The following is a 25,594-nucleotide window of genomic DNA, read 5'->3' as shown; positions in this document are numbered from 1 at the left end:
CGGCAGGGAGTCAGTCGGTTGTCTGCGTGGACCACGGGCCGGCCGGGGGGCGGACTGGGAGTTTGGCCCCCGGCCGGCGCATGTACCAGCGGATGAACTGGCGGAGGACGTGCGCGCGCGGGCTACGACCTGACGTGTGTACGGCCTGCGTGGCCTGCAGGAACGGCATCCATTCATCGTCTGGTGCCCGGAACTTTCGGGGAGTGTCGTACGGGTCGTCGCTCTCGGTCGCCATGCCGCCGAGGGTAAGGCGTCGTGGCTACGTAAGCAAGCGCATCGCTTGGGGGGATTGTGGCCACGAGCGACGTGCCGCCTTGGTTGCTTTTGTGGCTACAAATGACCTAGCTTTGTGGCCACAAGGTGCGTTGCTTGCAGGGGCGTGCCCGACCAAAGGAGTCTCGGTGCCCGTTTCGAAACGCATGCGCTTTGAGGTGTTCCGCCGCGACGGCTTTGCCTGCCGGTACTGCGGGTCCACAGCGGCGATGTCGCCGCTGGAAGCCGATCACGTCACGCCTACTGCCCTCGGTGGGGCGGACGAGCTGGACAACCTGGTTACCGCGTGCGAGTCGTGCAACGACGGTAAGAGCAGCCTCTGGCCGGACGAGCGGATCCTCGCCGCGATCGACGCCACGTCGGTGGAGGTCCGGCCGACCGGACCGTACGGCACGTGGGTGGGGGAGTACCCGTTCACCCGGGACGCCGTCACCCCGCCTGACGGCACATGGGTGACATACGCGCTCATCGACGCCACCGGCCCCCTGTTCGTCGGTACGACCGTGGCGCTCCGCCAGGAGCTGCACGTTCACCGCCGGGACGGAATGCCGTTCTCCCGCTGGGTGGCCCTGCCATGCCCCGACAGGGACCTCGCGCACCTGGTCGAGGTCCGACTGCGGCTGAGCTTGCATCCGCCGCTCAACCGGCCCCTGCACGCCTGACCTCCGCCCCCCCACCGACGTACGACGAGAGAGATCACGTGAGCACTGACGCGGAGCAGCAGGGCACGTGCCCTGCGCACGACTTCGGTAACGCGCTCGCCTGGCGCTGGACCCGGGAGATGCCTCGGCAGCTCAAGGGCGGATTTTTGACGATGCTGTACGCGCTGCGGTCCATGGCGTCGGCCTCCGGTGAGCTCCGCTTCAAGGACGGCAAGCCGATCCGCATCCAGGACATGGCGAAAGCGGCGGGATGCCGTGAGCAGGACGCGCGCCGGTTCCTCGACGCCGGGGTCCTGGCCGGTGTCGTCGGTATCGACGGCGAGCGGCGCAGGGGTAAGGCGACGAGGTACGCGCTGCTGCGGACCCCCTGGCCGAACTGGCAGGCCGCCGCCGACCACCTCAAGGCCACCGCGCGATCCCGGAAGGAGTCGCCGGCAGAGCAGAGTTCGGGCCACAGCGGCCCGAACTTGGGGGGCGAGGAGAACGAGCCACAGAGGACCGAACTCCCCGAGGAGCGCGAGAACGAAGTTCGGGCCACAGAGGCACGAACGGGTTCGGGCCACAGTGGATTGAATGGTTCGGGCCACAGTGGTCCGAATAACCCAGGGGTAACCCAGGGGGTTACCCACGAGATGGCTGATGTAGTTACTCAACCTCGGGTGGATGGCGGCGGGGGCAGCAGCAAAGCAGAGAGTTCCCCGGTTGAAGAACGGCCGTGGGGCAAGTGCTCGAACTCGGCGTGCGACGTGCGACTGCTGCGCGCGACCAGCGGTCTGTGTCACGGGTGCCAGCGGAAGGCCGAGGGGGCCGCTCAAGATCCACAGGTGCCGGTACAGGGCGTGTTCCTGACCGGGATGCCCGCTGGCACCTACGGAGGTGCCGCAGCCCCGCACGCAGCCGCACAGCCGGTTCCCCGCCAGGACCACAGCGCTCCGCTGCGGGTGTGCGGATGCGGCCGTGAGCACCACGCCCAGGACCCCGCTGCCCGCTGCCCTGACTGCCTGTGGGCCGAGCACGCCCAGGTGGTGAGTTGCTCGTGAACCGCACCCCGCTGTCCGAACTCGTCCGCGTGCTCCACACCTTGGGCGACTACGGCAACCGGCTCGACCCGGCCGCCGCGACCCCGGAGCAGCTGCTCATCGTGACCCGCGCCATCGATGAGGCCCGGCGCCTCCTCGCCGCCGCGCAGGGCCCCGCGAACCAGTGCCCCCGCCACCCCGGCGCACCGACCGATCCCACGGACGGAGACCGGTGCATTTTCTGCCGGACCCGCCGCTACGGGGCCGCCACCGTCACCGACGCCACCACCACCGACGTCCTCGCGACCGTCGCCGACCACGGCGAGGAGGCAGCCGCCCGCCGCTACGGCCCCCGCGCGCTCACCCTCGCCCTGGCCGCCGCCGGCCGAGGCACCCACCACTACCCGCCCAACCAGCGCCCCAACGGGCGCACTTCGGAAGAGAGCAACGCATGAGCACCGTGACCCGCGACCCGGACACCGGGCTCCGCCGGGGACCGATCCGCTACCCGGACGGCACCCCGCCGGCCCCGTTCGGCTGCCGCTGGTGCGGCATCGAGCACGGTCGTCACGCCGCCCAATGGAGCCGGTCAGTCGGCCTCCACATCTGGACGCGGCCGACCAGCGCCCAGCACCTGGCCCGGATGCAGGCCAGGCTGAAAGCCCGGCGGGCGGCCCGCAACCCCTTCGCCGGCCTCGCGCTGCACGGCCAGGCCGCGGCCCAGACGATCGCCCGGCACTACGGGTGGGCAGCCCCCCTCGCCCCCGTCGCCGACGTCCGGCCGGAGCGGTGCGAGGAGATGACCCACAACAGCGTCGGCAGCGAGACGTTCTGCACCTGGCAGGACCCGGACCACGACGGGCTGTGTGACGACGGCGAGGGCTTCACGTGGCTCGGCGTGCGCAACGAGGAGCGGGGCGAGGTCCAGTGACCCAGCTCCACACCGCCCGCCTGACCGAGATCCGCGACCTGGTCACCCTCCTCGCCGCGGACCCTGCCGGACCGGAGGCGCCCGCCGACCAGCGCGCGCTCCTGGCCCGCTGCCGTACCGCCCTGGTCGACGTCCTGGCCGACCGCGACGACCTCGCCCGCTCCGCCGCCGAGACCGCCGAGGAACTGACGATGTGGACGGGGGCTCTGTGATGCACAGGAACACGGCTCCCTCCGCGCAGGAGCTGGCCACGATCCTCACCCTGCTGCGTCAGGGCCTGCCCAACGCGGAAGTCCACCGGCGCACGTTCATCGGGAAGCGGACCATCGCCCGCATCCGGCAGGAGGCCGGCATCCCGCCGGTACCGCACACAGCGTTCCGCCGCCCCCCGCACCCCCGGGCCGTGGAGATCCAGGAGCTGCTGAAGGACGGCCACACCAACAGCGAGGTTCGCCGGCGCACCGGGGCCGACCTCCGCACGATCGCCCGGCACCGCCGCGAACTTGAAGTGGGCCCGGCCACGATCGTCAAGAGCCCCCGGGAGAACTGGGTCCACCCCAAGGACGCCGAAGTCCGCGCGCTCCTCGCGCAGATGAGCAACGCGCGGATCGCCGACACGCTCGGCGTGGACCGCGCGGCCGTGAGCCGCATCCGGAAACTCGCCGGAATCGAGTGGGCAGGGGGGCCGCAGTTCGCCACCGTAGAGGAGCTGTGGGCCACCCTCGTGCGGCCGGTCGACGGCGGGCACCTGGAGTGGCTCGGCCCCCGCTCGTCCGCGTCCCGCACCCCGATCCTCCGACTCCGGGGGAAGTCCGCCAGCCCGGCCGGCATCGCGTTCCGTAAGCGCACCGGCCGCGACCCGGTGGGACAGGTACGCGCCGAGTGCGGCTTCCGGCACTGCGTCGACCCGGCCCACGTGGACGACGAGCCCGGCCGCAGGCGCGTACGGGAGCAGGTTCGCGCGGTACGGGGCCTTGGCCCCCCACCCGCGTTCTGCCGCCACGGCCACGACCAGGCCGAGCACGGAAAGTTCGAGCAGGACGGAGAGGCCTACTGCGAGGCCTGCAAGCGCGACCAGAAACGCACCGCCGAGAACACCACCAGCACCGAGGGAGCAACCACCTGATGGCACGACTGGACGACAGGTACCCGGCCGAGTTCGCGGCGCACGCCGCACCGGGGGCAATCCGGGCCAAGCTCACCGCCGAGCGAGCCGAGCGACGCCGCGCGGACCAGCGCATCGACTGGCTGGAAGACCTCTTGGTGCAGCGCACCAGGGAGATCGCGGCCGGAACGTGGCCCGGAACGCCCACCACCACCACGACGGACACCGGCCGATGACCGGCCGCTCCCGCCCGCGCGGCGCCTACACCGCAAGCCCGTGCCCCGCCTGCCGCGCCCCGAAGCGGTCGCGCTGGTACCTGTGCGGCCACTGCTGGAACGCCCTGCCGGAGCCCGTCCGCACCGCCCTCAACCTGCACGACGATCAGGCGCACCGGCGCCTGCGCGAACTCCACGCCCACATCGCCGCCGGGCTCCCGCTCGGACAACTGGAGATCAACCCATGACCCTGTCCCGACCCACCGTCACCGAAGCCCTGGAAGCCGCCGGATGGACCGGCACCCCTGCACGGCTCTCCCACCCCTCGGGAGCCGCCCTGTCCCAGATGAGCGACACCGGGGACTGCGACCTGGAGTGCCCCAGCGCGAGCACCGTCGACTTCGCCGCCGACACCCCGGACGCCGTGGTGCTCGCCGCGTGCCTGGCCGCCGCCGGGCAGCTCAACCCGGAACACGTCGCGGCCATGGAGGAGCGCGGCTCATGGCTCTCCTGCCTGAAGGCGGCCGGCCTAGACAACTGGCCCGGCGTCGACGTCGCCGGGTGACACAAGCCGCGGCCCGCCCATTCGAGCTGGGCGGGCCGCACCCCCACCCTTCCACCCCGACAGACCACGAACAAGAAGGCCATCGTGACCCTCACCCCTCTGGAGACCGAGCGCGACGTCCGCGCCTTCCTCAAGACCTGCCTCGCCCCGCGCGGCACCTGGCCCGGCCGGACCGTCGCCCAGCTCGCCAAGGTGATGCCGGACTGGGTCGCCGGACCGCTCACCCGCCACGCCCCGCACCTCGCCGTCCTCCGCGACGACATCGCCCGCCACGAGGCCGCCGCCGCGAAGGCCCGCACCGCGTACACCAAGGCACTCGGCGCCTGGATCGAGACCGAGGTCGCCGACACCCCCACGCCCGACGCCCCGGTGATCAGCACCGCACCGTCCGGGAAGTGCCCCCAGAACCTCATCGGCGACAAGGCCGTCCCCGGCGAGCACCACCGCCCCGACCCCTCCGGCCCCTGCACGTTCTGCCAGAGCGGCCGGACGTACGTCTTCAACGCCCGCTCGGTGAACCGGATGTGGAAGCACGCCCACGACGGTGCCGGTCGGACCCTCTGCCCGTCCGGCCTCCAGGCCACCGACCCGATGCCCGACGACGAGGCCGCCCGGCTGACCTTGTGCTCCGGCTGCCGGGCCGCCCTCATCACGCCCACCGACTCCCAGGAGAACCCCCATGCGTAACCCCATCGACTTCGACGCCGTGCGGCCCGTCCACGAGGAACTCGTCGAGATGCACGAGTCCGAGAACCTGCCCGCCGACGCGTGCCAGGACGGGGCGCTCCGCATCGCGGCCAACCACGCCCGGGAGCTGGCCGCCCTCGCCCGCGCCACCGTGGCCGCGACCGCGAGCGCCGAGGCGAACGCCCGGTTCCTGGAGGACTACGCCGCCGGCCTCGACGAGAAGCGCCGGGCGCTGTGACCGCCCCCGCAACCGGCAGCCCGGACCTCCTGCGCGACCACGTCGCCGAAGCCCTCATGGGGTGGGCCCAGAAGAACAACAGCCCGCAGTACGCGGCGGCGCGGCGGCCCGCGACCGTCGTAGCCAACGCCTACGGGCGCGCCGACGCCGTACTGGCCGCCCTGCCCCCGGCCGCTGTCGAGGTGGCCCGGCAGTACCTCGACGCCGCAGCCACCCGCAGCTGCACGACGTGCATCCACTACCAGCCGAAGTTCGTCGACCCGGGCCACAACTGCCACCCCGGGATGCAGTGCGGCTGCAACGACTGGGACGAAGCCTGCGGCCACCCCCGGGGGCCCGCGGAGTTCACCGAGCCGGTCGTCGACTGCCCGCTCTGGAAGGCCGAAGCACAGTGACCGCCCACCTCATCGGCTACGAGGTCGCGTGCAACGGGCCCGCCCCCGAAACCGACTGCCCCGACAGCGCCGCCGTCCGCCCCCGGTTCACGTCCCGCACGGTCCACCAGGTCCGCGCCGACGGCCACGCCGACGGCTGGACCACCACCCCCACGGCCTCCGGCCGCCTCCTCGACCACTGCCCCACCTGCACCCGCACCCGGAAGGAATCCCGATGACCCACATGACCCTCGACGAGCTGATCGACGCCCTGTGCGCCCCGAATCAGGCGCTCGTCCTCCCGCGCGGCTTCGCCAACCCGCACAGCTACCGCGGCTACTACGACGAGCTGGCCTTCGAGCCCGAGGAGAACGTCACCGTCGGGTCGATGCTCGGCGCCTGCTGGGCCGCCCGGGGCGAGACGTACACCGGCTACAAGGGCGGCGAGTACACCATGAACGGCGGCACCCCGTGCTGGCTCTCCCTGGAAGGCTCGTCGGGCGGTGAGGAGATCACCCCGGAGCTGCTGGCCGCCCTGATCGCCGCCGGGACGCTCCCCACCACCCCGGCGACCGCCTGATGACCGGCGCCTGGCCTGACCTGGGCCCCATCGCCAAGGGCTACTACGCGGTGCTCGACCCACAGGACCCGGACACGATGACGTACTGGCGGCGCGTGATCACCCCCAAGGTCAACGGCCTCAAGCCGTGGCCGGCGAAGGCTTGGTGGGGGCCGCCAATGCCCCGCCGTGCGGACGTCCCCGCCGACCGGGCCGCCCGGGACCGGTTCATCGCCGCCTGGTCCGAGAGCCGCCGGACCTACCTCACCGACGTCATCGCGGCGCTCACCGAGGACCCGACGGCAGCCGGGCACCGCTTCACCGAGTGGAACATCCGCTGCTGCCAGTGCGCCCGGGTCCTTCACGACGACCTGTCGAAGGCGTACGGCATCGGCCCCGAGTGCCGCAAGCACCTCCCCGGCGACATCCTCGCCCGCTACTACACCCCCGAGGTCGCCCGCGCGCACGCCGAGCACCTGGCCGCCAGCCCCGCCTGAGCGGCAGGACGGCCGCCCCCGCCCAAATCGGGGGCGGCCGCCCCAGCCCAGCACACCACACCCACCTGGAGGCACCCATGCCGACCCGCACCAGCGGCAGCACCATGAACCCGCCCGTACCGCCGTTCACCCTCGACGACGTTGAGCTGACCCGGCACCCCGAGCGCGCCGTGACCGTCAACCGCATCACGTCCGGCCTCGCCCTCCTCGGCACCAGCGCCCTCCTCGGCGCGGTCGCCGCCGCGATCACCAGCGCGGTATCCCTCGTCGCGGCCAAGTCCCGCGACTGGCACGACCTGTACGCCTGGTGGGACCACCGCATGGCGCTCGTCGCCCTGGTCCCTGTCCTGCTCTACGCCTGGCGGTGGAACCGCATCAAGGCCGCCTGGCAGTTCCGCGGCTACCACCTCGGCGACGAGGAGCTGCACATCCGCTCCGGGCTGCTGTTCCGCAGCATGACGACCCTGGCCTACGCCCGTATCCAGGAAGTGGAAGTGGAGTCCGGGCCCATCCAGCGCCGCTACAACCTGGCGACCCTCGTCGTCCGCACCGCCGGCGGTAGCGGCTCCCTCGAAGACCTGGACCCTGGCGTCGCCTACCTGCTGCGCGAGCGGCTGACCGAGCTGGCCCGCGAGCGGAGGTTCGCCGCATGAACGAGCCGATCGAGGGGCGCCTTCACCCGGTGACCCCCCTGCGCCGTAGCTGGGCCGTCCTCCTGGCCCTCGGGCTGTTCCTGTTCCAGCAGCACGACCTCTTCGCCGTCGGCTCCACCGGCACGAAGGACCGCATCAACGTGCCGCTGTGGGCGGCCGTCCTCGCCCTGACGCTGATCGTCGCCGCCGTCACCACGGCGTTCGTCATCGGGTGGAGGCACAGCCACTTCCGCCTCGACCGCGACGTCCTGGAGTACCGGTACGGGCTCCTGGTGAAGGTCGGCCGCCGTATGGAGCTCCGCCACGTGCAGAGCGTCGATATCGGCCGCCCGTTCCTCGGCCGCCCCCTCAGCGTCTGCACGCTCCGCGTCGTCATGCCAGGCACGACGATGACCCTGTCGTACCTGACTCTGAACCAGGCCCGCGCGCTCAAGGCCCGCATCCTGGCCGAGGACACCACCGACGAAACGCTGTACCGGGTGACGGTGAAGGACCTCGCCCTGTCGCTGCTCCTCGACGTCGCCACGAACATCAGGTCCCTGATCCTCGGCGCGTTCGCCGCAGGCCCGTACGTCACCTCCGGGAACCTCCTCACCCTGTCCACGGTCCTCGTGTTCGCTCCGAAGCTGTGGCGCCTGACCGGGAAGCGGTTCTTCGCCTGGAGCGGCTGGACCGTCACCCGGGCCGGCCTGGGCCAGTACCGCGTCGACCACGGCATGTTCGACACCCAGCAGTACACCTACCGGGACACCCGGATCGCGTCGCTCGAACTCCACCAGCCGGTGCTGTGGCGGCGCTTCGACTGGGTCCAGGTCAAGGCCGCCGTCGTCGGCGCGGGCTCCCCGGGCATCCTCGTGCCCGTCTGCCCCCGCCCCGTCGCGGAGAAGCTGGTCCTCCACCTCCTCGGCCCGGCCGCGCTCGTCTCCCTCACCGACGCGATCCCCGCACCCCCGGCCGCCCGCCGCGCCACCTTGTTCCACCGGGCGCTCGGATACCGCCTCCACGACGGGTACCTCACCGCGTGGAACGGGTACTTCCTCCGGAACCTCGTCACGGTGTGCCCCGTCGCCCGCATCCAGACGGTGACCGTCGACCAAGGCCCGTGGCAGCGGCGGCTCGGCCTCGCCACCGTCAAGGCGACCCTGTCGGGCGGCAGCAGCGTCCAGGCCACGCACCGCACCACCCAGGAGGCCGCCGACCTCGCCCCGCTCCTCCACGCCCAGTCGAAGGAGCACGCGCACCCGCTCACGGCCGACGAACCCGGCACCACCGACCCGGCCCGGGTACCGGCATGAGCGCCGCACCCTGCCCGGCCTGCCGGGGCCCGAAGGCCAAGGCCATGGCCCGGCTCCGGGCCCTCCTCAACCACATCGACAGCGGGCTACCGCTCGCAGAACTGGAGATCACCACATGCCCCGCCGCGAACCCACCGTCACCCGCCCCGAGCTGATGGCCGCCTGCCCCGAATGCCACAGCGTCCGAGGAGCCGCCTGCTACGGCAAGAACAACCGCCGCATGACCGGCGTCCACAAAGAGCGCGCCGAGCTCTACCGCGAGGGGGTCCGGTGACCACTCAGCCCGAGCGCACCCCGCTCGACGACCCCACCCGGCGCGCCCACCTCATGGAGGCCGCTGACGCCATCACCCGGCTCCAGGACCAGATGGACGAGGAGATCCGCACCGAGTACGGGGAGCTGGACCGGGACACCGAGGTCGAGGGCGCTGCGACCCGGCGCATGGCCGACATGCTTCGCGAACTCGCCGAGCACATCGTCCGGCCGGGCAGCCCACAGACCTGCCCCGTCAGCCAGGACAGTCACGACTATGACGTGATCTCGTACATCGAAGGCGCCACCGAGTGGGGCCTCGACGACGTCGGCCTTTCCCGGGACGAAGCCGTCGCAGCCATGCTCCTGCGCGCCTTCCGATGGGGCGACTGGGACGCCGTCCCCTTCATCAAGGCCATCACGACCGGTGCCCACGACCCCGAAGAGCCGTACTGGGTCAACGACGCCTTCACGGCAGCCGAGCGTCGCGCCGAATGCCACCCGGCGTGCTTCCGAATCGTCAGGTCCAACGACGACGGGAAGCCGGCCCCGCCGCCCATCCCCGCGCCCGATGCCTTTGGCCAGTTCGAGGCCCGGAAGGTCGAAGAAGGCGAACTCTGATGAACACATCCACCACCCGTGTCCCAACCGCCGTGATCGCGACCGTCGCGCTCCTCGCCCTGACCGGCTGCGGCAAGAGCAGCACCCCCAGCTCGACGGGCACCGTCCCGCACTGCACCGCCGTGCGTACGGCCGGCGGGGACCTCGTTCCGACCAGCGACCCCCGCCCCTGCCTCCTCACCACCACGACGCCGAGCAGCAGCCCGACACCGAGCACCACAGCCACCGACCAGTACGGACACGGACGGGCTGACGCCCCGACGAAGGCGGCCCCGGCCCCGGGCCCGGCGCCGGACCGGAAGCCTCCGGCCGCCAAGAGCCTGGCCCCGGTGGCCAAGGTCCCGCCGCCCGCCGCCCCTGCCCCGGTACGCAAGTCCTGATGGCGACCATCCACCGGGCCCTTCCCGACGACTGCCCGTGCCCGCACGTCCGGCACCCGGACGGCAGCCCCTGGATCGGCTGGCCGGATCCGGCGTGCCGGCATCACGGCTACATTCTCCGACCTCTTCCGCCCGCCACCGTCACATCGATCCGAAGGACCCGTCGCGCATGATCGACCTCCCGCTGATCCTCCCGCCCGGACCACCGCCCGGCCCCCGCCTCCAGTACGTCAGCAGCCCCGGCCTTAGCGGAGGGTTCACCACGGCGTACGCCATCGACCAGACCCCGCTCGACGACCCGCGCGAACGGGCGATCTGCCGCGGCCTCCTCCTCCACGCCCTCACCCTCCTCGACAACCAGGAGCGCCCGTGACCACCCCGCCCACCCCCGACGCCGCGCTCCCGCCGTTCAGCGGCGACAACCCGCTGTGCGGGAAGTGCTCGCACGTCGACGCCTACACCGACTACCGCGCTGCCGGCGAATACAGCAGCAACGAGCGGCCACGGTCGGCGCCGTCACCGAAGGGCGAGCGCCTGGAGCGCACGTGCGGGAGGTGCGGCTTCATCTGGGACGAGGCGCTCGTCCCGCCCGGCGAGCTCATCGACTCCCCTCTACCGGACACGGCGGTGACCGTCGCCGAGCTCGCGGAGGCACTCCAGGAATCCCACGCCGGATGGCCCCTCGGCCTCTCCCCGGCCTGCGCGGAAGCGGCGGCCGAGCAGCTGCTCGACCGGCTGCGCGTCTACCACCGCACCGGCACCCCGGCCTCACCCGCGACCACCCTCACCGACCAGAAAGCGACCTCATGACCACCCCAACCCCGGGCGCCCCCCGCCCCGACACCACGAGCCCGGACAGCGTCCGGACGCCGGAGCCGACCAGCCTCCTCGGCCAGATGACAGAAGCCATGCGGGCCGTCATGCAGCAGCGCGTCGACGACCGGATCGAGGCGAGCGTGATTGAGCACTGCGCTGTCCTGGCCGCCGCAGCCCTCGGCCACGTCACCGGCATGCTCCCGCCCACCGGCCACCGCATCAGCGGCCGATGCCCCGCCTGTGGGCGCAGCAGCCTTTTCCTCGCCGTCGGCGGATACGTCACCTGCTCACGCCTGGACTGCCCCCGCCCCGACGCGACCGCCGACCTCCTCGACAACCCGCCCTTCGCCACCCGCACCGGCTGCCACGACTGCCCCACCGGACAGGAACTGATTCCGTGAAGATCACCCGCCTCACCCTCGACCAGGCCCGAGCCGTCGGCGCCGCCCTCGCCCACGCCTGCGCGTACTTCCGCGATGCCGGACTCGCCGCGGCGCGCGTCCGGATCAGGACACAGGTCCGCGCGATCGTCGACCAGCTCGGCGCCCTCGCCCACCATGCCCTCGCCGCCCTCGCCTCGCTCAGGCAGCTCGCGGAGCGGCTCCGTACGACGCCGACCGCTGCCCGGCGGCCCGCCTGGCAGTCCCCGTATGGGCCGGCCCACCGTCGCTGACCCTCCACCACGGCCGGATCACCCTTCCGGCCGTGGTGCTTCTACGGGCATGAGTGAAGCGGGTGAATGTCGCAGCCGTGTCACACGCGATGCGGCTGCGACGTCACTCGCACAGAGACCGTTCGCTCATATGTACCCACCGAAAGGCTATGTAAAGCACTTTACGACTTCTGTAAAGTTCTTTACATGGAGATCGAATACAGCCGGAGACACGAGACACAGGTCCAGCTCGCCCGCGCATACCAGCGCCTCGGCCACACCCCGAAGGTGTACGCCCGGAGCGCCATCCTTCTGATCGACCCCGATCTCACCCTGCTCTGGGCCTGCCGCGTCCTGAAGCCGGCAGAGGTGCGCGAGGAGGACCCGGCCGCGTACGGCTGGCACGTCATCGCCGAGGCCGGAGAGCTGGACTGGCCCCCGCTCCGGCCCGAAGACGAGATCTGGCCCGCACTGCTGGCCAGGCACCCGATCCCCACCGGCGACACCGCCGAGCACCAGGCCCGGATGCTGGGGAAGGGGATCGAGGAGATGCACCGCGACGCGCTGCGCTACCGATATCTGGGCACCGCCCACATCGGCCGCATCAAGCGGAACTCTACGGACATCAACTTCAGCCCCCTCGTGCGGGACTGGGACGCCACCGCCCGCGAGCTCGCCGAGTTCATCGACACCCACAGGCCGCCCAGACTGACCACCGAGCAGCGCGTCATGGCACAAGGCGTGCACCTGGCACAGCTCGAAGCGGCCGTGACGGCCACGAAAGCCGGCCTCTCCAGCCTGGTGTCCAACGCCTCCAGGGAGCAGGGCGCAAAGCCTCGCTGGGGATTCAAGGCGGACATGCACCGCTGGTCCGGCGTGTCGCGCCCCACCGTCGACGCCTGGCTGACAGGCGGCGACCACTCCGACGACCCCACACCCACCCATCCAGAGCCCACCACCGACCAGGAAAGGCCGACCCCATGACCGCACTAGACCTCGCAGCCACCTACACCTACGCCACCCCCGGATGCCCCCACCCCACCGAGACAGTCACCACAAGGGTCCGCACCCGGCAGCGAGACGGAATGACCATCACCACGGTCCGGGGACTCGCCCCCTCCTGGCCGACCACATCGACGCAATCACCGACGAAGGCGACCGACTGCACACCCTCATGCGGCTCAGCGGCGCCACCATCGCCATCTCGGACACCGACAGGGAGATCACCGGGCCTCTGCGGTCCCGGGACAGCGGGCGCCTATGCACCACCTACGAGGGCACCCGCGACCTGCCCGCCGACGTGGTCCTGGACCTCGCGGCACAAATCCGTACCCAACTCGACACCGAAGGACGCCGAGTCCCCAACTGATCACGAAAAGCCGCTACCGTCCCTCGTGGGACAGCGCCCCTAGTGCCCCGCCCTCTTCGATTCCGTGAGGGGGCGGGGCACGCCCGCGTCCGGACGCAGCTCGCGCGCCCCCTGTGACCCACAGCGCCCACCCAACATCCCCGTCTGGACAGCTCACCGGCGACCGAGCGGCCACACTGGTCTCCTCGCCGGCACCACCACCAACACCCCGGAGAGCCACCATGCTTCGCGCTGCCCGCTTCGCCGCCGTCTACGCCCTGCTCACCGCAGCCCACGAGGTCGGCGACTACATCGTCCAGAGCAACACCGACGCCCAGGCCAAGGGCAAGCCCGGCCGCGAAGGCGCCGCCGCCTGCGCTCGCCACGTCACGACCTACAGCCTCACCCAAGCGGCCTCCCTCCTGGCCGCGAACCGGGCCCTCGGCCTCCGCCTCGACCCCCGCCGTACGGCCGCCGCCCTCGCGCTGTCCGCGATCACCCACTACGCCGTCGACCGCTGCGCCGGCCACTGGGCCGACGACACCGACGACGCACCCCTCCTCGTCCGCATCGCCCACAAGGACAAAAGCGGATGGCTCAAGAGCGACCCGTACGCCGGAGCCCTCCTAGACCAGGCATGGCACAAAGGATGGGTCGCGGTAGCCGCGGCCATCGCTGCCGCGAGCCGGAACGATTAGGAGCGTCCCACCTGATCCAGCGCCCCAGCGCCCCCGCCCGTCTCCGTGATGGCGGGGGCACGCCCATGCCGCCCCCGCCACCACGGCCGAGGACGGCACCCCAGGGTCAGCGCTTCGAGCCGGTGGACCGCGAGTTGATACGGGCGATCTCCACCCGGGCCCGCGCGAGCACCGCCACCACGGCGACCGCACACACACCCAGCACCGCCACGACGAGACCTGTCGTCCCTGCCATCCCAACCTCCTCTCTACCTGTCAACGCAGGTAACCCTCGCGGCACCAGGAACATGCCGCGACCAGGGGGGAAGGGCTCACGCGCCCGGCAACGCCCACACGTCCGGCCCGCCACCGCGCCACTCGATCAGCGCGGAGCCCTCGACCGTCGCCTCATCCACGTCCTCAAGGCCGGCCCGGCGCAAGAACTCTGCGACGTCACCCAGGCCGTACGCGAGCCCGAGGATCGTCCCGTCCACCCGGACACGGCGGCCACCGGTCGGGCTCGGCGGATAGACGACGACAGGCAGGTGTCCAGACATACCCCCACCCTCCGACGACCCATGTCCGGACGCACCCGGACACCGTCCGGACAGGTTGTCCGGAACAACCCCGGACAACAGGAAACCCCCCGGCCGGATGCTCCGGCGGGGGGTCCTGCAGCGGCGCGCCCGGGTTAGGTCCGGTCGACCTGCGCCTCCAGGAGCTCGCCCGCCGCCGTGAAGATCAGCGGCAGCGCGGCCACGTCGAAAAACTCGCGCCCCTTCACCGGGCTCATCCCTGCCGACTTAAGCCTGAGCAGGACACTCCGCTCCAGGTGCCAGGCGAGATCCTCCGGTAGCCGCTTCAGGAGCCATCGGACCGTGGTGTAACCGTCCCGCGCGTGGCGGGCCAGCCGGATCCGCCCCTCCCCGTTCGTAATGCCAAACTTCACCCGGCCGGTGTGGTCGTCAGTCACGACGTAGAACACGTCCCACCCCATGCCCAGGCACTTCCGGCAGATGCCGCCGCCCTGCTGCACGTTGTTCGGCGTCGGCGCGTTCTCATGCCCGGCCGCGCACCGAACCCGGTGTGCGACGAGCGAACCCATCCACTCCGACTCGAGAACCGTGCCGCCCAGCTCCGTGACCCGGGCTCGGAACTCCTGCTCCGCCGTCAGCGGGTCCTTACCTGAGCAGGCGCGGCAGAGCGCGCGACGGCCCGGGAGAACTTCCCCCGGTCGAGGTGTCGCAACGTGACCGACAGAGCAGCGCACCCGGTGAGGTGCGGTGGACCCGAGGTACTCCGGTTCGAGGACGGTGCCGCCCAACTCGGCGACGCGTGCCTGGAACAGAGTCCACTGTGTGGTGGGGTCCCACCCCCTGCACACCAGGCAGATGCCTTTGCCCTGCTGGACGTTGTTCGGCAGGAGGGAGGTCTCGTGTCCGGCGGCGCAGCGCGCTCGGTGCGGGGTCCTGTTGCCGAGCCAGATCGGTTCGAGGACGGTGCCGCCCATCTCGGCGACGCGGCCCCGGAATGCCTCCCATGCCGTCTGCGGATCGCGCCCGGAGCACTTCCGGCAGATGCCCTTACCTGCTGCCAGGTTGGACGGTGTGGGAGCGGCCTCGTGACCCGACGCGCAGCGCACCCTGTGCGGCTGGTCGGAGCCAAGCCATACCGGTTCGAGGACGGTGCCACCCAGCTCGGTCACCCGGCTCTGGAACGTCTCCCATGCCCTTTGGCTCCGGGTGGCAAAGGAGGCGAGCCTGCCGCATGTCGGGCAGATCCCGCGACCGCGCGAGAGGTTGGAGGGAAGCGGTGACGACTCGTGTCCGGCCGCGCACAAGACCCGGTGCGGCTTTCTGATGCCAAGCCAGGTCGGTTCGATGACTGTCCCGCCCAGCTCCTGGACGCGGGCGTGGAAGGAGAGACGAGCGCTTTCCGCCCTGAGCGATAGCGCGCATACAGTGGTCACCAGTGGACTCCTTGCTAGTCCGCCAAGCGGCCCCGACCGGAACCCACTTCCGATCGGGGCCGCGCTAAGGCTTCAACTGTGACACAGGTCTCTGACCAGGCGTCAAGCCGTGTTCTACGGCGTGGGAGTGCGGTCCACATCCGTGACGCGAACCCCTGTGATGTCTGTGATCTTGCCCTTATCGATCTCGACCGGCAGGGGCGCGATATCGCCCTTGGCGGTCGATCCCGGCCCAACCTTGTCCGCCGTGATCCCGGTCGAGCCGAGGACCCGTCCGGCAGAGTCGACGAAGTCCAGGCCCGCGTAATAGCCGGCCTCCTCGTCCCCGCTGTTCGTGATCGACCAGCGGACGACGTACGCGCCCGGCCCCCAGGTGTCGTGATCCTCGAACCCGGACTTCACGATCTTGACGTCCTTGGACGCCACCGCTTCCGCCGGCGCCTCCTTCGCGGGCGCACCGGCCGCGGCCGTCGAGGACGAGGTGTCCCCCTCGATGTCCCCACCGCTGCACGCCGTGAGCATCCCGGCCGCGAATACCGCAGCCCCTACCGAAAGCCAAACCCTGCGCATGACGTCCTTCCTGATCGTGGACCGCCGAACGTATCGGCCCAGACCGCCACGGACCCGGTCAACCCGGCGACGTCAGCCGCACGGGGCATTCCTCGACCAGGTGAACGGACAGCAGCAGGACCCCCTGCTCGAACATCACAGGGGGGCCACCAGTGCGCCGTGTAGTGTGCCGGGCGCCGGTCGGGCGGATGTCCACACCGCCCGGCCGGGCGCCCAGTCAGTGCGCGCCAAGGTTGGCCTCACTCGTCAGTGTGGAGCGATGCGCTCTGCATCGGAGGTCCGGGTCAAACGCCGCCCCGATGTGCAGCAGCGTGCCGTCCTCCGCGAACAGCCGGTACACCGCCACCGGCCTACTCGCCGCCTGGGCTGTCGTCATCTGCGGTTCTCCTTCTCGTCGACTTCGGTCGGTCGCTCCCCGACCCCGAGTAGCCGCGCTCGATGTCCTGGACGGTGCCAGATGACACGCCGAGCTGGGTTGCGATCGTGCGATACGGCACCTTCGCAGCCCGCTGGTCCAGCACGAAGGTGCGACGGATCGCCTTGAGCTGCTGATTTCTCTTCGGCTGCTCCTTGAGGATCCGGCTGATCGCGCGAGCCTGGGCCGCTGGATCCTCCATCGCCACAAGGCCATCCAGTGCGTCGAACACGCGCTGCGCCTCCTCCTCGAATGCCTCTTCCTCGGCCATCCCGGTCCTTTTCTGCGGGTCGGCGCTTGCCCAATGTATGGGAATCCCATACATTGGGCAAGGCAACCCCACGTTGCTCAGCACAAAGCCCCACCCTGCGTGGTCGCACACGGAGGTCGGGGCTGCTGAAAACGGCGATGCCCGGAGGTCGCACTCCGGGCACCGCCTTCAACCCCGGTCGTGGTCGCACACGAGCGGGACGCCAGAACCTGCCTCTAACAGGAGCTGACAGATGAACTGTACTGATCAGAAGTCCGGCATCACCTTGGACCTCACCGATGAGTCGGTGGGCACGTTCGCCGCGCTTGTCGCGTCGGTCGTCGCGCCGTGTGCGTGGGCCGACGACGAGGACCCCAACGCTCCCTGGCTCCCGAAGATCCCTGGTCCGCGTCCGGAGCAGGTGCCGGTCCCGGCGCCGGTCAGGATCCCGCGCCAGGCGGAGGGCGAGAAGACGCCGAGCGTGCCGGGGCAGCGCATCCCGGCGAAGGTGCCGCAGCAGCCGATCCGGCAGGAGCAGGAGGTGGCCGGGGAGACCGGGCTGGACACCGGCCGTGCCGCTCTCGCTCTCGTCCGCACCTCGATCGAGGGGGCGACGGTCTGATGACGGAAACGACGCATCCCGCCGAGGACCACGGGGCCTCGGCCGCCGAGATTCTCCAGCGTGCCCGGGTCGACCGTCAGGCGCAGGTCGACAAGGACCGTGCGCGCGGAGGCCGGAGCTGATGAGCGAGCAGCAGAAGGCAGCGGCCGCGTACAAGGCCGGTGCCGCTCAGCGTGACCCGAAGGCCGTGAAGGCTGCGGACGCGAAGGCTAAGGCCGGCGCGAGTGCGGCGGCGAAGGGTGGCCGGTCCTGATGGCGACCTACCCGTACGTGCACACGTGGATCGACGGCGGCGTGCAGCGCCAGGCCCAGATCCACCAGTCCGAGACCGGCAGCGAGGTGGTGTGGGACGCCCGGACTCCGGGCGACCCGACGCCGTGGCAGTGCCTCACCCACGAGGGCGTCCGCTTCCGCGACGACCAGATCACGAGCCGCTGACCCAGGGCTTCGCCCCTCATAACCGCCGCGGGCGGGTGCCCATCCCCTCTCAGCGCCCGCCCGCGGCCCCTCCCCGGCCGACCAGTCGGCCACCCCTATCTCTCAAGGAGACCCCCCATGAGCATCATCAGCACCAGTAAGTTCGTCGCGGCCCCGGCCGTCATCGCGCTCGCCGCGGCCCTGCTGGCCCCGACCCCCGCCGCTGCCAGCTCGATGGCCCCGCCGACCGGCGCCTGCCCCGGTAAGCGGGTCGGCACGTACCAGATCAATGGCTCCGCGCGTATCGAGGTGTACTTCTCGCCCGCCCGTGGCGGCACGAACTGCGTGAAGACCGTGTCCTCCAAGTTCTCGACCCGGTACCTCCACGTGTGGGCCACGGTCCTCGGCACCAGCAAGATCAACTCGGATGAGGGCCTGTACCGCTCGTACGCCGGGCCGGTCATCTTCACCGGCACCGGCGGACGGTGCATCTCCGTGGTGGCCAAGGCCAGCCCGGGGACCAACCCCCGCCAGCACACGAAGCGGTCCGTGGACGCCAGGCACTGCGGCTGACCTGCACCCCGCCACGCCGCCCCGGGTCCGATCGCATCGGGCCCGGGGCGCTCCCTGTGACGGCTGCCCCCCCCTGGGGAGGCGGCCCGGTCCTCCTTCCGTTCCACGAGCGCAAAGGGCATCACGATGACCGACCAGACCCCCGTCGACCCCGACCACCAGCCGCGTATCCCCGGTGTCCGCTACCGGCCGGTGACGCGTTTCCGGTTGGAGACGACCACGATCAACGGCGTAGCGGAGACCGAAGAGGTCCCGTACACCGCGTGGGAGCCGGTCCCTCCGCGCGACTGGGACGGGCTGATTCTCCGTGGTGCGACGTGCGTCGCGGTCGGCGTCTCGCTCATCGCCGTCACGAGCACGGCCGCGAGCGTCGGTGGCCTGCTGGACAAGCTGATTCTTGCGCCGATCGCGTACGGCGTCGCCTGCATCTTCAGTGTCTCGTGGCTGGTCTGCCAGGCGCTGGAGTACGTCGCGCGGCTGGAGCCGGAGCGTGCTCGTAAGGCCCGGCGTGCCGGATGGCTCTTCCTCCTGGTCTCCATGGGCGCCGTCGTCGCGTTCGGCGTCGACAAGGGCGAGCCGATCGCGGGCGGGGTCGGCGCCGTGGTGGACCTCATCGCCAAGGGTCTGTGCGTCCTGGTCCTGGAGCAGCACGCCGTCCCGCTCTCCCGGGGCGTCTCGCACTGGCTGCGCCGCCGTAAGGAGAAGATCACGGCGGACGCTGCCGTGACCGGACACCGCCAGCGTCTCGACCGGACTGCGGCCTACAACCGCGCCGTCTACGGGGCGAGCGAACTCGCCGCCACCGAGGCCATCACCTCCGTGGTCGAGGCGCCCGTCCTCCAGCCCGGCCCGGCCGTGTCCGGACAGGGGACGCTGCTGTCCGGACAGCCCGTGTCCGTACCGGCCGCCCCTGCGGCCCCTGCACCGGTCCCCGCACCGGCCCCGGCCGTCATCGCGCCGTCTTACCTTCCGGTCTCCCCTCCGGCTGCGCCGCTCGCCCCTCCGGTGCCTCCGGTCGCTTCTCCACAGCCGCAGCCCGTACCGGCTAGGCCCGCCCCGGAGCCGGAGCCGGAGGAGCCTGCCGCCGTCGACGAGTCGAAGCTCGAGCCGACCCCCCTCCGCGCCGGTATCGCGCAGACCGTCCGCGACATCACGACCAAGACCCCCACCATCAGCGACGCCGACCTCGTCGTCGAGGTCCGCGCCATCGTCGGCGACCGCCCGCAACTGGCCGACACCGTCGTCCGGACCCGGCGCCGCGAGGACAAGAAGAAGGCCGCATCATGATGACCCACATCGTCCTGACCACCGGACTCATCGGCCTGATGGCCGGGCTGTACGCGCGTACCCACGACCTCCGGTTCCTCGGCGGCCTGGCCGCCCTGCTCGGCCTCGGCGTCGCGCTCCTCTGGCCGGAGGCGTGGTGACCACGGGACCGATGGCCACCGGACCCGGGGGCGACGAGCTCCGCATCCGCCGACACCTCCGGCAGCTCGGCCTCGGCATCCGCAGCGGGGAGCCGGAGACGGCGTACCGGCCCGACCCGCCCCTTGCGCGGAGCGAGCCTCGTCGGCCTGACCCGCTCCCCCTCGTCTCCGCCCTGCCGGCTCTGCTCTTCCTCGCCGGTCTCGTGACCGCCCTCCTGCGCGGGGGGCAGTGGTGAGCGACCCGACGACCACCGGGAAGCGACGGGACACGGACGAGCTGCTCGCGGACATGGATGCGCTGCTCGCGGAGATCCCCGGACAGGGGTCGGCGCCTGCCCTCGTGGTGGAGCCGGAGCCCGAGCCGGAGCCCGAGCCGGAGCCCGAGCCGGAGCGGGAGATGGCACCGGTTCCGGAGCCGGCCTCAGAGCCGGTCGGCGGTGATGAATGGGAGGCGATCACCGCTCCTCGCCCGGAGTCGACCAGAGAACGCACGATGCGCCGCGCCGGATGGCAGCCGCGCGATCTCCCGGAGACGCTCCAGCCGAAGCAGTGGTTCAACGGGGTCGCCCCCGAGGCACCCGCGCCGAAGTGCCCGCACTTGAACCCTCACGAAGTGCGCAGCACCCTCGGCCAGCTCGTTGCGTTCTGGTGCGATGTCTGCGATACGCAGCTCGATCTCCCAGAGGGCTACGACGAACTCGCCGAGGTCACCGAGAGAGGCGGGGGAGAGGACGGCAGGGAGGGCGAGGACCCCGACGAGGTCTCGCCCACCCTCCGCCGCCGCTGGGGGCTCAAGGGATCCGGGGCAACTGAGTACACGCGCCCCGTCTACGGCAAGGACGCGACCGAGCTCAAGAAGTCCGCGTTCGAGGCGTGGACGGGGATGAGTCGCAAGACCCGGCACCTCCTCTACAACGGGACCGCCCTCGGCGCCGGCTTCTACCTCGGCGTCCCTCAGTTCGTCACCGACGAGGTCGCCTACCTGGTCGCGACGTACGACTCCTGGAGCGACTTCTACGTCCTCATCTGGTACTTCCCCGCTCTCGGTGTTGTGGCCCTTGATCACCACACCCGCAGATGGTTCCCCCTCTTCGCGTGGGCGGCCCGCATCCCCCTCGTCTCCATGATCGTCGGCGCCCTGTACTACGGCGTCCCGGCCGCACTCTGACCACCTCTCCCTGATCGGAAAGCAGCATGAGTTTCCTTCCTGCCTTCGGCGCTCCCGGCCTGGCCCTCGGCCTGACCGCCTTCCTGTGGTTCGGCACGGCCACCGGCGGCAAGGTAAAGCCGCTCGGCTGGTGGTGGACGCTGTTCCTGGCCATGGTTGCCGGGTCTGCGTACAAGGCGGCCGGGCCGCCCTTCGACCTCGTGTCCAGCCTCGTCAACGACGCCCTTGCCCTGTTCGGGGACGTCGTCCCTGGCACCACCATGGCGGGCCTGGCCCTCTTCCTCACCGGGGTGATCCTCTACAAGAAGCTCACGACCCGGCAGGTGGCCCTGATCGGCATCATCTTCTGGTACGTCGCGTCCGGCGCGGGTGGCGGCTACTCCTTCGCCGCCGAGAAGATCACCGGCATCATGCAGAGCTTCGCCTGATGAGCCCGGCCCACCTCCACGTCGTCCCCGACCCGGCCCCGGAGCCCCCGTTCCACGAGGCTCCGGGGCCGGGAGGCCAGTGGACTCCGCTGCCTCCCGCGACCTGGGAGGCCACCGCCCCCCACCTGGCCCCCGAGCTGCTTGACGACGAGACCGCCGAGGAGGCGGGGGAGCCCGACCAGGAGGAGGCCTCCGCCCCCCGGGGGTACATCACGGTGCCGGACCTCCGCCCGTACATCGACCCGCGCCCGCTCGCCGCCCTCGGCCCCCTCGCGGCCGAGGCCGCCAGGAACGTCAGCCCCCCACTGGCCCGCGCCCTCCGCTGGTCCCTCCGCGCCCTTGCCGGACTGCTGCACGACGTCGGCCGGATGCTGGCCTGGTACGGCCGGGGGATCGGCGTGCTCCTGGTCCTCCTCACCGGATGGATGTGCGGGAAGTTCGGCGAGCGCGGCAGCCTCGGCGCCAGGGCTGGCATGGTCGCCACCGTGGTGTACGCCGCCGTGAAGCTGACGGGGGAGCACCCCATCACTCCGTGGGCCATCGGTGCCGTGGCCCTCCTCGCCACCGTCATGGCCGCCACCGGTCACATCGAAATCCCCGAAGGCAAGCCAGCGAAGAAGGGGGCGACCAAGGGGGCGACCAAGGGCGACGGCAAGAAGAAGGGCGCGGCCGAGAAGGACGCCAAGGCCCCCGCGAAGGGCAAGACCGCCCCCGCCGAGAGCGCCCTCGAGGAGACTCAGGGAGCGGCCAAGGAGAAGCCCGCCAACTCCCCTGCCCCGTCCTGGAAGGACCGGCTGCGCGGCCGGCGGGCAGCCTCCGCCGCTCCCCCCACCGAAGCCAGCGAGGACACCCCCGCCGACCCCTCCGAGGAGCCCCCCGGAGAGGCCGACGAGGCGGCCGCGGAGACCCCCGCCCCGGAGGTCCAAGAGGTGCCCGTCGAGGCCTCTCCCGAACCCTCCCGCGAGGAGCTGATCCGAGGCCTCCACCACCTCTACCGAGGCGGCAGCGGGGTGCTCCACACCGCGCTCGCCCAGCACCTCTCACTGCCCGACACCCGGGCCCTGAAAAGGGCGCTCGACGGAGCCGGTATCCCCTACCGCGAGGGGGTGCGCACCCCGGCCGGCAACGGGCCCGGCACACACCACGAGGACATCCCGCCTCTGCCCTCACCTCAGAGCCCCCCCCAGGGAGGCAGTGTTGTCGCAGGTCAGAGCGCCAACGCCAACGCCAACAACACTGCCAACGCCCCTGGAGAGGAGTTGAGTGCACAGGGCACCGAGTGGACCCCGGCCGAGCGGAAGCAAGGATTCCGGATCGTCCCGAACCCCCAGGCGGGACCGTCCGCGTCCAAGGTGGAGCGCCGGCTGGACTGACTGTCCGTGACCGAGTGGCCGCTGGGGGTAGCAATGGATCACCGGATTGGGCCATAGTGGTGGTGATCAGAATTCACGGAGGGACGGCCATGAGCCACAACCAGCAAGCCCACCCGGTGCAGTGCTGCTGCTGCGCGCGCGCCGACGCCCTGCCCGAGCGGCCCCCGTTCCGGTTCACCGACGTCCCCGTGAAGCAGTGGGCTGCCGGCGCCCTGATGTTCGCGATCATCGGCGTCACGATCCTCATTCGCCACGGGTAGACCGCCCGGCCCGCAGCGCCCCCGAGGGGGCCGGGAAATGAGAGCCGCGCACGCCGCCCGTGCGCGGTTCTCGCTGCGTCCAGTGTGGGTGTGGGTGCTCCGCGGAGGGGCCGCCGCCCGACGAGAAGTGCTGACTCTCCAGCGCGATGAGCCGGGCGTGAGGAAGGGGCCACACGCCCCATGGTGTGTGGCCCCTTCCTCGCGCCCGGGTTCCGCCGGCGACCGGCCCGTCAGCCCCGAATGGGCGGGGCCCCGGCCATCTTGACGAGCTGGCCCACGTAGTTGCGGTCATACGGGGTGTGGTCCGCGAGCACCCCGGGCCTCACCGTCCGCTCCGTGTAGTGCTTGATGATCGCGGCGTGCAACGGCGTGCGCGCCTCTTCGACCAACTCGCTCGCCACCTCCCACGCGGCCGAGAGTCGGTCCAGCTCCCGCAGCGCCTTGGCCGACGTCCTCTCGTCGTAGTCAGGAGCCGGGGCCGCGTTCGGCCCGCGCAGCGGCGGCACCCCTGCCTTTTTGCCGATCCTGCCGACGTAGACACGGTCATACGGGGTGTGGTCCGCGATCAGTCCGGGCGGGGCGCTGCGCGCCTTGAGGTGCTTGATGATCGCGGCATGGAGCGGCTTGCGCGCCTGCTCCAGGATCTCTTCCGCTTTCGTGAACGCTCTGGTGAGCGCGTCCAGCTCTGCCAGAGCCTGCGTCGTGGGGTCGTGGGTCGCCATGGCGCTCAGTGTGCCACATCAGGTTGCAATGTCGTAGCGCAACAGACGCGCCGTTAGCTCATGCGTGTTGCAACTTGACATTGCAACCTGAGCTTGCAAACCTATGCGTATTGGGAACGACACACAGCCCGCCCCCCTACCGCCGGAGGACCCCATGCCCCAGATCCCCGCCGAGAAGCAGGCAGCCGCCAACGTCGCCCCCGCCCGCTGCGGCAAGGGCAAGGCCATCCACTACGCGACCAACACCGGCCGCCCCGAGGTGGCCCTCCTGTGCGGATACCAGAGCTTCGGCGGCGCCCACCTCCTCGCCGACGCCGACCTCACCAAGATGGGCGCCGAGTGCACCCGCTGCATCAAGAACGTCCAGCGGATGCTGGAGCGCGCGACCCCCGCCGAGGCGCCCGCCCCCGCCGCCCCCGCCCCGGCGGAGGAGGCGCAGCCGGTGCGCCACCTCGCGGACTACAACCACATCCGCACCGCCGAGGGCCCCACCGTCCACCGCATCACCGTCACCCGCACCGACGAGACCGAGCCCCTGTTCACCACGGACCTCCCCTACGACGAGGCGCGCAACGCCGCCCGCACCCTGGAGACCCTGGGCTGGACGATCACCGGCATGGAGACCTACGGAGGTCCCAGCCTGTTCCGGGCCTGGGTCGAGCCCACCCCCATCGCGGAGGTGCTGGCCGAGAGCCCCCTCCCGTTCCACGGCCCGGACTTCTGGGTCGGCCTTCACGCCCTGTGCGGCTACGACGACCACACCGCCCCCCTGGACGCCCCGGGACTGCTCGCCCCGCACCCGCGCCGTCGCGGCATCATGGGCAGCTGCCCCGGCAGCCTGCGCCCGGCCCGTACCCACCGGGACCAGCCCACCAGCCAGCACACCACCGCCGTCTCCTACACCGGCCCGAAGCCCTGCGCCCTGGCCTACTGGTCCATGTCCGGCGACATCCTCCACGTCGACGGCCAGGACCTCACCGTCGAGGACTGCCGCCCGGACGAGCGCCACCCCTCCCGCGTGAACGTCCTCGTGACTGGGGCCGCCGATCCCCTGGTCTACTCCGTCGAGGACCTGGCCACGTACCGGCGCCGCGTGCGCCGCCACAACGTGGAGTGCCAGGCGTGCGGGGTATACGCCGCCGTGGTGGCCGACGAGGCGGTCGACGGCACCCCGAGCGTGCGCCTGTGCGGCATGTGCGACCGCGAGACCGCCGAGGCGCCGGCCGCCCCGCAGCTGACGCCCGACCAGGCCCGGACCATCGTTACCCGGTCCTACCCCGGCGCCCACGACTTCCGCCACAGCCACGACGCAGCCCTCCGGTTCCTCGGCTACACCTTCCAGGTCAGCGAGGACGCCCCGGTCCGCTTCGGGTGGATCACCCCGGCCGGTACGCACTCCCGGGTCGGTGAGCCCACCCGCGCCAGCGCGCACCAGCTCCTGCCCACCATGGTCCTGGAGGACAACCGAGCAGCCACCCGCACCGCTGCCGATGTAGTTCCAGCCCAGCTCTTCGAACAGGGTGCCGGGCACCAGCATGCCCTTGGCATACTCTTCGGTGCGGCGGGCGATCTCCCAGGCGC

At 71.3% G+C, this 25,594-nt stretch carries 46 protein-coding genes; 40 read left to right on the top strand and 6 right to left on the bottom strand.

Annotated features, from left to right (window positions below; translation table 11 throughout):
• Positions 1–80 precede the first annotated feature (80 nt).
• From AB0917_RS15705 to AB0917_RS15575, 27 genes are all read left to right on the top strand, one after another.
• Complete coding sequence (locus tag AB0917_RS15705) at positions 81–935, top strand: HNH endonuclease (protein ID WP_366820086.1); 855 nt, start codon at positions 81–83, stop codon at positions 933–935.
• Between the two features lie 38 nt (positions 936–973).
• A complete protein-coding gene (locus tag AB0917_RS15700) occupies positions 974–1,975 on the top strand; it encodes a hypothetical protein (RefSeq protein WP_366820085.1) in 1,002 nt (333 codons plus the stop codon).
• A complete protein-coding gene (locus tag AB0917_RS15695) occupies positions 1,972–2,409 on the top strand; it encodes a hypothetical protein (RefSeq protein WP_366820084.1) in 438 nt (145 codons plus the stop codon). The genes AB0917_RS15700 and AB0917_RS15695 overlap by 4 nt, the downstream gene beginning before the upstream one ends.
• Positions 2,406–2,885 carry a hypothetical protein gene (locus AB0917_RS15690; RefSeq protein ID WP_366820083.1) on the top strand — a complete coding sequence of 160 codons (480 nt, stop codon included), beginning with the start codon at positions 2,406–2,408 and terminating at the stop codon, positions 2,883–2,885. The genes AB0917_RS15695 and AB0917_RS15690 overlap by 4 nt, the downstream gene beginning before the upstream one ends.
• Positions 2,882–3,097 (top strand): hypothetical protein, encoded by a 216-nt coding sequence (locus AB0917_RS15685; protein ID WP_366820082.1) that lies wholly within the window; start codon positions 2,882–2,884, stop codon positions 3,095–3,097. Before AB0917_RS15690 ends, AB0917_RS15685 begins: the two co-directional genes overlap by 4 nt.
• The gene (locus tag AB0917_RS15680) at positions 3,097–4,011 is read left to right on the top strand and encodes a hypothetical protein (protein ID WP_366820081.1); all 915 of its coding nucleotides are present in this window, start codon (positions 3,097–3,099) and stop codon (positions 4,009–4,011) included. Before AB0917_RS15685 ends, AB0917_RS15680 begins: the two co-directional genes overlap by 1 nt.
• Complete coding sequence (locus AB0917_RS15675; protein WP_366820080.1) at positions 4,011–4,226, top strand: hypothetical protein; 216 nt, start codon at positions 4,011–4,013, stop codon at positions 4,224–4,226. Before AB0917_RS15680 ends, AB0917_RS15675 begins: the two co-directional genes overlap by 1 nt.
• Complete coding sequence (locus tag AB0917_RS15670) at positions 4,223–4,453, top strand: hypothetical protein (protein ID WP_366820079.1); 231 nt, start codon at positions 4,223–4,225, stop codon at positions 4,451–4,453. Before AB0917_RS15675 ends, AB0917_RS15670 begins: the two co-directional genes overlap by 4 nt.
• A complete protein-coding gene (locus tag AB0917_RS15665) occupies positions 4,450–4,770 on the top strand; it encodes a hypothetical protein (RefSeq protein ID WP_366820078.1) in 321 nt (106 codons plus the stop codon). Before AB0917_RS15670 ends, AB0917_RS15665 begins: the two co-directional genes overlap by 4 nt.
• An 84-nt stretch (positions 4,771–4,854) precedes the next feature.
• Positions 4,855–5,457 carry a hypothetical protein gene (locus AB0917_RS15660; RefSeq protein WP_366820076.1) on the top strand — a complete coding sequence of 201 codons (603 nt, stop codon included), beginning with the start codon at positions 4,855–4,857 and terminating at the stop codon, positions 5,455–5,457.
• Complete coding sequence (locus AB0917_RS15655; RefSeq protein WP_366820074.1) at positions 5,450–5,695, top strand: hypothetical protein; 246 nt, start codon at positions 5,450–5,452, stop codon at positions 5,693–5,695. The genes AB0917_RS15660 and AB0917_RS15655 overlap by 8 nt, the downstream gene beginning before the upstream one ends.
• Entirely contained in the window at positions 5,692–6,090 is a 399-nt protein-coding gene (locus AB0917_RS15650) for a hypothetical protein (RefSeq protein WP_366820073.1), read from the top strand. The genes AB0917_RS15655 and AB0917_RS15650 overlap by 4 nt, the downstream gene beginning before the upstream one ends.
• A complete protein-coding gene (locus tag AB0917_RS15645; RefSeq protein WP_366820072.1) occupies positions 6,087–6,308 on the top strand; it encodes a hypothetical protein in 222 nt (73 codons plus the stop codon). The genes AB0917_RS15650 and AB0917_RS15645 overlap by 4 nt, the downstream gene beginning before the upstream one ends.
• A complete protein-coding gene (locus AB0917_RS15640) occupies positions 6,305–6,649 on the top strand; it encodes a hypothetical protein (protein ID WP_366820070.1) in 345 nt (114 codons plus the stop codon). Before AB0917_RS15645 ends, AB0917_RS15640 begins: the two co-directional genes overlap by 4 nt.
• Positions 6,649–7,125, top strand: a complete 477-nt coding sequence (locus AB0917_RS15635) for a DUF6011 domain-containing protein (RefSeq protein WP_086779670.1) — start codon at positions 6,649–6,651, stop codon at positions 7,123–7,125. Before AB0917_RS15640 ends, AB0917_RS15635 begins: the two co-directional genes overlap by 1 nt.
• A gap of 77 nt (positions 7,126–7,202) precedes the next feature.
• On the top strand, positions 7,203–7,778 hold the full coding sequence (locus AB0917_RS15630; RefSeq protein WP_366820068.1) for a PH domain-containing protein: 576 nt from the start codon (positions 7,203–7,205) through the stop codon (positions 7,776–7,778).
• Positions 7,775–9,073, top strand: coding sequence for a PH domain-containing protein (locus AB0917_RS15625; protein ID WP_366820067.1), 1,299 nt, complete (start codon positions 7,775–7,777; stop codon positions 9,071–9,073). Before AB0917_RS15630 ends, AB0917_RS15625 begins: the two co-directional genes overlap by 4 nt.
• Before the next feature lie 115 nt (positions 9,074–9,188).
• Positions 9,189–9,347 (top strand): hypothetical protein, encoded by a 159-nt coding sequence (locus AB0917_RS15620; RefSeq protein WP_366820066.1) that lies wholly within the window; start codon positions 9,189–9,191, stop codon positions 9,345–9,347.
• The gene (locus AB0917_RS15615) at positions 9,344–9,946 is read left to right on the top strand and encodes a hypothetical protein (protein ID WP_366820065.1); all 603 of its coding nucleotides are present in this window, start codon (positions 9,344–9,346) and stop codon (positions 9,944–9,946) included. The genes AB0917_RS15620 and AB0917_RS15615 overlap by 4 nt, the downstream gene beginning before the upstream one ends.
• Positions 9,946–10,326, top strand: a complete 381-nt coding sequence (locus AB0917_RS15610) for a hypothetical protein (RefSeq protein ID WP_366820064.1) — start codon at positions 9,946–9,948, stop codon at positions 10,324–10,326. The genes AB0917_RS15615 and AB0917_RS15610 overlap by 1 nt, the downstream gene beginning before the upstream one ends.
• 169 nt (positions 10,327–10,495) lie before the next feature.
• Positions 10,496–10,699, top strand: a complete 204-nt coding sequence (locus AB0917_RS15605; protein WP_366820063.1) for a hypothetical protein — start codon at positions 10,496–10,498, stop codon at positions 10,697–10,699.
• On the top strand, positions 10,696–11,136 hold the full coding sequence (locus AB0917_RS15600; RefSeq protein ID WP_366820061.1) for a hypothetical protein: 441 nt from the start codon (positions 10,696–10,698) through the stop codon (positions 11,134–11,136). The genes AB0917_RS15605 and AB0917_RS15600 overlap by 4 nt, the downstream gene beginning before the upstream one ends.
• Complete coding sequence (locus AB0917_RS15595) at positions 11,133–11,543, top strand: DUF6085 family protein (RefSeq protein WP_366820060.1); 411 nt, start codon at positions 11,133–11,135, stop codon at positions 11,541–11,543. The genes AB0917_RS15600 and AB0917_RS15595 overlap by 4 nt, the downstream gene beginning before the upstream one ends.
• Positions 11,540–11,815: a hypothetical protein gene (locus AB0917_RS15590; RefSeq protein WP_366820059.1), complete on the top strand. Its 276-nt coding sequence runs from the start codon at positions 11,540–11,542 to the stop codon at positions 11,813–11,815. Before AB0917_RS15595 ends, AB0917_RS15590 begins: the two co-directional genes overlap by 4 nt.
• A gap of 186 nt (positions 11,816–12,001) precedes the next feature.
• Positions 12,002–12,778: a hypothetical protein gene (locus AB0917_RS15585; RefSeq protein ID WP_366820058.1), complete on the top strand. Its 777-nt coding sequence runs from the start codon at positions 12,002–12,004 to the stop codon at positions 12,776–12,778.
• A 190-nt stretch (positions 12,779–12,968) separates the two neighbouring features.
• Entirely contained in the window at positions 12,969–13,163 is a 195-nt protein-coding gene (locus AB0917_RS15580; protein ID WP_366820057.1) for a hypothetical protein, read from the top strand.
• A gap of 221 nt (positions 13,164–13,384) precedes the next feature.
• Positions 13,385–13,840 (top strand): hypothetical protein, encoded by a 456-nt coding sequence (locus AB0917_RS15575; RefSeq protein WP_366820056.1) that lies wholly within the window; start codon positions 13,385–13,387, stop codon positions 13,838–13,840.
• A gap of 106 nt (positions 13,841–13,946) precedes the next feature.
• On the opposite strand, the gene AB0917_RS15570 is transcribed toward AB0917_RS15575, so the two are convergent.
• The 5 genes from AB0917_RS15570 to AB0917_RS15550 form a co-directional block, all read right to left on the bottom strand.
• Positions 13,947–14,075 carry a hypothetical protein gene (locus tag AB0917_RS15570; RefSeq protein ID WP_366820055.1) on the bottom strand — a complete coding sequence of 43 codons (129 nt, stop codon included), beginning with the start codon at positions 14,073–14,075 and terminating at the stop codon, positions 13,947–13,949.
• A 76-nt stretch (positions 14,076–14,151) separates the two neighbouring features.
• Positions 14,152–14,376, bottom strand: a complete 225-nt coding sequence (locus AB0917_RS15565) for a hypothetical protein (protein ID WP_366820054.1) — start codon at positions 14,374–14,376, stop codon at positions 14,152–14,154.
• Positions 14,377–14,510: 134 nt separating this feature from the next.
• On the bottom strand, positions 14,511–15,788 hold the full coding sequence (locus AB0917_RS15560) for a hypothetical protein (RefSeq protein WP_366820053.1): 1,278 nt from the start codon (positions 15,786–15,788) through the stop codon (positions 14,511–14,513).
• A 114-nt stretch (positions 15,789–15,902) separates the two neighbouring features.
• Positions 15,903–16,358 (bottom strand): hypothetical protein, encoded by a 456-nt coding sequence (locus tag AB0917_RS15555; RefSeq protein ID WP_366820052.1) that lies wholly within the window; start codon positions 16,356–16,358, stop codon positions 15,903–15,905.
• Between the two features lie 350 nt (positions 16,359–16,708).
• A complete protein-coding gene (locus AB0917_RS15550) occupies positions 16,709–17,044 on the bottom strand; it encodes a hypothetical protein (protein ID WP_366820051.1) in 336 nt (111 codons plus the stop codon).
• 232 nt (positions 17,045–17,276) lie between these two features.
• Here AB0917_RS15550 and AB0917_RS15545 point away from each other — a divergent pair, with 232 nt between their 5' ends.
• The 12 genes from AB0917_RS15545 (at position 17,277) to AB0917_RS15490 (ending at position 23,291) form a co-directional block, all read left to right on the top strand.
• Positions 17,277–17,645 carry a hypothetical protein gene (locus AB0917_RS15545; RefSeq protein WP_366820050.1) on the top strand — a complete coding sequence of 123 codons (369 nt, stop codon included), beginning with the start codon at positions 17,277–17,279 and terminating at the stop codon, positions 17,643–17,645.
• Positions 17,645–17,767, top strand: a complete 123-nt coding sequence (locus tag AB0917_RS15540; RefSeq protein ID WP_366820049.1) for a hypothetical protein — start codon at positions 17,645–17,647, stop codon at positions 17,765–17,767. The genes AB0917_RS15545 and AB0917_RS15540 overlap by 1 nt, the downstream gene beginning before the upstream one ends.
• Positions 17,767–17,898 carry a hypothetical protein gene (locus AB0917_RS15535; RefSeq protein ID WP_366820048.1) on the top strand — a complete coding sequence of 44 codons (132 nt, stop codon included), beginning with the start codon at positions 17,767–17,769 and terminating at the stop codon, positions 17,896–17,898. Before AB0917_RS15540 ends, AB0917_RS15535 begins: the two co-directional genes overlap by 1 nt.
• Positions 17,898–18,083, top strand: coding sequence for a hypothetical protein (locus AB0917_RS15530; protein WP_366820047.1), 186 nt, complete (start codon positions 17,898–17,900; stop codon positions 18,081–18,083). Before AB0917_RS15535 ends, AB0917_RS15530 begins: the two co-directional genes overlap by 1 nt.
• 117 nt (positions 18,084–18,200) lie before the next feature.
• On the top strand, positions 18,201–18,635 hold the full coding sequence (locus tag AB0917_RS15525) for a hypothetical protein (RefSeq protein WP_366820046.1): 435 nt from the start codon (positions 18,201–18,203) through the stop codon (positions 18,633–18,635).
• Between the two features lie 126 nt (positions 18,636–18,761).
• Entirely contained in the window at positions 18,762–19,922 is a 1,161-nt protein-coding gene (locus tag AB0917_RS15520; protein WP_366820045.1) for a hypothetical protein, read from the top strand.
• Positions 19,919–20,062, top strand: coding sequence for a hypothetical protein (locus AB0917_RS15515; protein WP_366820044.1), 144 nt, complete (start codon positions 19,919–19,921; stop codon positions 20,060–20,062). Before AB0917_RS15520 ends, AB0917_RS15515 begins: the two co-directional genes overlap by 4 nt.
• Positions 20,059–20,298 (top strand): hypothetical protein, encoded by a 240-nt coding sequence (locus tag AB0917_RS15510; protein ID WP_366820043.1) that lies wholly within the window; start codon positions 20,059–20,061, stop codon positions 20,296–20,298. The genes AB0917_RS15515 and AB0917_RS15510 overlap by 4 nt, the downstream gene beginning before the upstream one ends.
• Positions 20,295–21,230 carry a hypothetical protein gene (locus AB0917_RS15505; protein ID WP_366820042.1) on the top strand — a complete coding sequence of 312 codons (936 nt, stop codon included), beginning with the start codon at positions 20,295–20,297 and terminating at the stop codon, positions 21,228–21,230. Before AB0917_RS15510 ends, AB0917_RS15505 begins: the two co-directional genes overlap by 4 nt.
• 26 nt (positions 21,231–21,256) lie before the next feature.
• A complete protein-coding gene (locus tag AB0917_RS15500) occupies positions 21,257–21,658 on the top strand; it encodes a hypothetical protein (RefSeq protein WP_366820041.1) in 402 nt (133 codons plus the stop codon).
• On the top strand, positions 21,658–23,031 hold the full coding sequence (locus tag AB0917_RS15495) for a hypothetical protein (RefSeq protein ID WP_366820040.1): 1,374 nt from the start codon (positions 21,658–21,660) through the stop codon (positions 23,029–23,031). The genes AB0917_RS15500 and AB0917_RS15495 overlap by 1 nt, the downstream gene beginning before the upstream one ends.
• Positions 23,032–23,120: 89 nt before the next feature.
• A complete protein-coding gene (locus tag AB0917_RS15490) occupies positions 23,121–23,291 on the top strand; it encodes a hypothetical protein (RefSeq protein WP_366820039.1) in 171 nt (56 codons plus the stop codon).
• A 230-nt stretch (positions 23,292–23,521) separates the two neighbouring features.
• On the opposite strand, the gene AB0917_RS15485 is transcribed toward AB0917_RS15490, so the two are convergent.
• Positions 23,522–24,013, bottom strand: coding sequence for a hypothetical protein (locus AB0917_RS15485; protein WP_366820038.1), 492 nt, complete (start codon positions 24,011–24,013; stop codon positions 23,522–23,524).
• Positions 24,014–24,167: 154 nt separating this feature from the next.
• Here AB0917_RS15485 and AB0917_RS15480 point away from each other — a divergent pair.
• The coding region (locus AB0917_RS15480) for a hypothetical protein (protein ID WP_366820037.1) at positions 24,168–25,594 on the top strand (1,427 nt) is incomplete at its 3' end.

This window comes from Streptomyces sp. NPDC007346 (genome assembly GCF_040703535.1).
GTDB lineage: Bacteria > Actinomycetota > Actinomycetes > Streptomycetales > Streptomycetaceae > Streptomyces.
Note: the sequence above shows the minus strand (reverse complement) of the source record. Positions and strands in the feature narration are given on the sequence as shown.